This is a genomic window from Mesorhizobium sp. M5C.F.Ca.IN.020.32.2.1 (genome assembly GCF_004023105.1).
In the GTDB taxonomy this organism is placed as follows: Bacteria; Pseudomonadota; Alphaproteobacteria; order Rhizobiales; family Rhizobiaceae; genus Mesorhizobium; species Mesorhizobium wenxiniae.
In genome coordinates this window covers 1-3854 of the sequence record NZ_RZSX01000630.1, presented here as the reverse complement: position 1 = coordinate 3854, position 3854 = coordinate 1, and the positions used below count along the sequence as shown (strand labels likewise).

The window sequence follows — 3854 nt, the reverse complement described above, 5'->3', positions numbered from 1 at the left end:
GTATGACTGGGGATCTCGGCCGAAGCCAGGCGCTTCGTTGACTTCGCCCGCCGTGACAGGCAAATGTCATGGCCACAACAAAAGCGACAAGCCGTCCCGCCCGGGGAAGAAGCAGCCTTTCTGGATGCCAGATACGGAAAATGTCATAGCCGAACTCGGCAACGAGCCGCCGCTGATTGCGGACGGTCGCAGTGGCCCGCCCGACCGGCGCGAGGTTTCGGCGCGCTGGCTGTCGGGCACTTTTCTGACTGGCGTGACGTCGAGCGTGCTGATGGGCGTGGCGCTGTTCGCAGCCCTCGACGGTCGTCAGCAATTGGCAACACCGCCCGAGATCGCGGAACTGATCAGCCTTGCAAGAGGCGACGATTCCGGCGAGATCGCCAAGACCACCAGGCTGGTGGCGCCGCGCCAGATCGCCAAGGCCAAGGACCGCCGGCGCATGGAAGTGTCAATGGTGACCAAGGTCGGCGACCGCGATGTCATCCACACCATGCCTTTCGTGCAGATCAAGATGGCGCTTGCCGCCGGGCACACGACCAGCCGAGCCTATCCGCCTTTCAACCCGATGCAGGTGTTTGGCGACGACCGCGACGGCAATGCCGGTCAGCCGGCGACCGCCGCCGCCGGCCAGATCTATGGCGCCAAGGTCGAAAGCGAGATGAGCCTGAAGACGGTCGATTTCCCGATCGAGAAGGCGGCCTTCGACGAAAAGAGTGACTTGTCCGCCGACGAGGTGGAAAAGGTGGTGCGTCAGGCCGGCACGGGCCTGAGCGACGGCGCCGTGCAGGTCGCGTCGCTGCATTATGTCGACCCGCAGCGATTCGGCGATGCATTCGCCGAGAGCATGGCCGGCTCCTACGACGTCAGGATCGTCCCGGAAAACGTCTCGGTGTCGCCGCGTGCTGCCCCCGACGATCAGGCGCCAGCCTTCGCCGAGGAGATCATCCCCTTCACCAGGGACCGCAACATTGTCGAGGCATTTGCCGATTCGGGCTATACGGGCGAGGACGCCACCGGCATGGCCGAGGCGATCGCCAAATTGCTGAATGCGACAGCGCTCAAGGCGGGAACCGTGCTGCGTGTCGGCCTCGAGATCCATGGCGACGCCGCCAAGGTCGTTCGCACCGGCATCTACGACAGGGCCCAGCATATCGTCACCATCGCGCTCGATGATCACGGCCAATATGTGCCGGCGCAGGAGCCGGAGCCCAATCCCGAATTGCTGACCGCGTTCGATGATTCGCCGCCGGTGGTGGTGCGCGGCAATCTGCCAAACGTCTATGACGGCATCTACCGCGCCGCCTATTCCTACGGCATGTCCAAGGCGATGACCAAGCGGCTGATCAAGCTTCTGGCGTCCGGTGTCGATTTCCAGTCGCGGCTCAATCCGTCGGACCGCATCGAGGTGCTGTTCTCGCAGCCGGATGGCGACGACCAGGCATCCGACGAATCCGAGCTGCTCTATGTCTCGGCGACGTTCGGCGGCACGACGCGCAATTTCTATCGGTTTCAGATGCAGGACGGCAGTACCGACTATTTCGACGAGGACGGCCGCAGCGCCCAGCAATTCCTGCTGCGCAATCCCCTGCCTGCAGGAAAATTCCGCTCCGGCTTCGGTGCCCGCAGACATCCGATCCTCGGCTATGTGCGCATGCATACCGGCGTCGATTGGTCAGCCGCCATCGGCATGCCGATCATCGCCGCCGGCAACGGTGTCGTCGAGAAGGCCGGCTGGGCCGGCGGCTATGGCAAACAGATCATCATCCGCCACGCCAATGGCTACGAGACCTCCTACAATCACCAGAGCGCGTTTGCCAAAGGCATCGCGCCGGGCGTGCGCGTCCGCCAAGGCCAGACCATCGGCTTTCTCGGCCAGACCGGCCTCGCCACCGGTCCACATCTCCACTACGAGCTGATCGTCAACGGCACCAAGGTCGATCCGATGCGCGTTCGCCTGCCGGTCGGCAAGGTGCTGAAGGGCGACGACCTCGTCGCCTTCAAGCGCGAGCGCGGGCGCATCGATGATCTGCTCAAGCAGGAAGACAGTGATTCGCTGAAGGTCGCGAGCGCCAAGATCGAAGGCTGAGCTGACCTTGAAGCCTTCCGGGCTCCTCAGCTCTGCGGAGTCTCAGATACACGCGACCATGGCAGTCGTTCGCCGGAGACGGTCGTCCACGCCACGATCGCCGAGAGCAGGCAAAGCAGCGCGGTCGCCAAGGCGACGGCTGCGAAAGCTGCATCGCTGGCGGCAAGCCTTGCTGCATCGAGATCCGGTGCCAGGCCCGCCGGCGCCGGTTCGCCGAAACCCGGAATGCCGGATGCGGCACCGCTATTCAGCACTGCCGCATAGACCCAGGCCGCCAGTGACCCCATCGCCGCCACTGCGATCAGGCCGCCAATGCGCGAGACGGCATTGTTGATTCCCGAAGCAGCACCCGTATCCTTGTCCTCGACTGCCGTCATCACCGCCGTCGACAGCGGCGACACGACCAGCGCCATGCCGAGCCCCATCAGCGCCATCAGCGGAAACACTCCCCACCAGAAACTGTGGATGCCGGCATAGGCCAGCAAGGCAAGCCCGGCAAAGCCGACAGCGACGACGAGACTGCCGCTGGCGATCGGAAAACGCGGGCCGATCCGGTCGGACCACTGGCCGACCGGCCCCGACAACAGCGCGATCAAGACCGACAGCGGCAGGAAGATGAAGCCGACCTCAGCCGCGCTCAGCCCCCATCCGGCGATCAGCAGCATCGGCAGATAGAACAGGTTGGCCGACAGTGCGAAATAGAGGAAGAAGGTCGCCACATTGGCGCCGGCGAAGGCGCCGACCCGAAACAGCGAGAGATCGATCATCGGTTCGCGCTGCCGGCGCTCGAAGACAATGAACATGATGAGCAGCAGCGCGCCGGCGGCGATGCTCGGGCCGGACATTTGCCCCTCGCCCTCTGCGCTCATCGAGGTCAAGCCGTAGGCAAGCGCTCCGAACGCCAAGATGGCGAGGGCAGCGCCGCCGAGATCGAGGCTGCGCTTTTCCGTCGGTGCGTCGGCCGGGACCTTGGCGAGCAGGAGGTAGATCGAGACAAGACCAAGCGGCAGATTGATCGCGAAGATCGCCCGCCAGATGCCGTCGCCGAAGGCCGACAAGACAACGCCGCCCAGCACCGGGCCAAGCGCCGTCGTCAGCGCCGAGGCCGCCGCCCAGATGCCGATCGCCCTGCCGCGCTCCTTCTTCGGATAGGCCTTGGCGATAATGGCGAGGCTGCCCGGCACCATGATGGCAGCACCGATGCCCTGAATGGCGCGAAACGCAATGAGCACCGGCGGGTTCGGCGCCACCGCGCAGGCAAGCGAGGCGGCAATGAACAGCGCGATGCCTGCCACAAAAGCATGCCGCAGGCCAAAACGGTCGCCGGCGGCGCCGCCGACAAGGATGAGTGCCGAAAGCGTCAGCGCATAGGAGTTTGAAATCCACTGCGCCTCGGCGAAACTGGCGCCAAGATCGACGCGGATCGCCGGTGTGGCGATGGCCAGGATCGAACCGTCGATGAAGCCGAGCGCGGAAGCCAGGATCGCCGCGATCAGCACGAAGCTGCGCCGCGATTGCGGGCAAAACGTATCGGCCGGCAGCGGCCTGGCCAGGGGGACGGCGTCGGCGCCGACTTCGCTTGGAGAACGCATTAAGCCTGCTTAGCCCTCCTATGCGCTGGCAACAACCGGCCAGAGGACTGCTGTCGTTGAAACCAGAACAGGATCGGCACTTCGATGCCGTTGGACCGCGGCTCCTTCACTTGCGAAGATCATCGGCTGATTAATGCACGTGCCAAAAAAATCCTGCTTCCCGAGCCGCCCAGGGG

At 64.6% G+C, this 3854-nt stretch carries 2 protein-coding genes; one reads left to right on the top strand and one right to left on the bottom strand.

Annotated features, from left to right (window positions below):
- Positions 1 to 124: 124 nt before the first annotated feature.
- Positions 125 to 2086: a M23 family metallopeptidase gene (locus EOA86_RS25810; RefSeq protein ID WP_164759525.1), complete on the top strand. Its 1962-nt coding sequence runs from the start codon at positions 125 to 127 to the stop codon at positions 2084 to 2086.
- A gap of 26 nt (positions 2087 to 2112) precedes the next feature.
- On the opposite strand, the gene EOA86_RS25805 is transcribed toward EOA86_RS25810, so the two are convergent.
- Complete coding sequence (locus EOA86_RS25805) at positions 2113 to 3678, bottom strand: MFS transporter (RefSeq protein ID WP_128344276.1); 1566 nt, start codon at positions 3676 to 3678, stop codon at positions 2113 to 2115.
- Positions 3679 to 3854: the final 176 nt, after the last annotated feature.

Excerpts from the sequence above, each read along its gene's own strand:
- EOA86_RS25810 (WP_164759525.1), top strand. The coding sequence starts at position 125 with ATGCCAGATACGGAAAATGTCATAGCCGAACTCGGCAACGAGCCGCCG.
- EOA86_RS25805 (WP_128344276.1), bottom strand. The coding sequence starts at position 3,678 with ATGCGTTCTCCAAGCGAAGTCGGCGCCGACGCCGTCCCCCTGGCCAGG.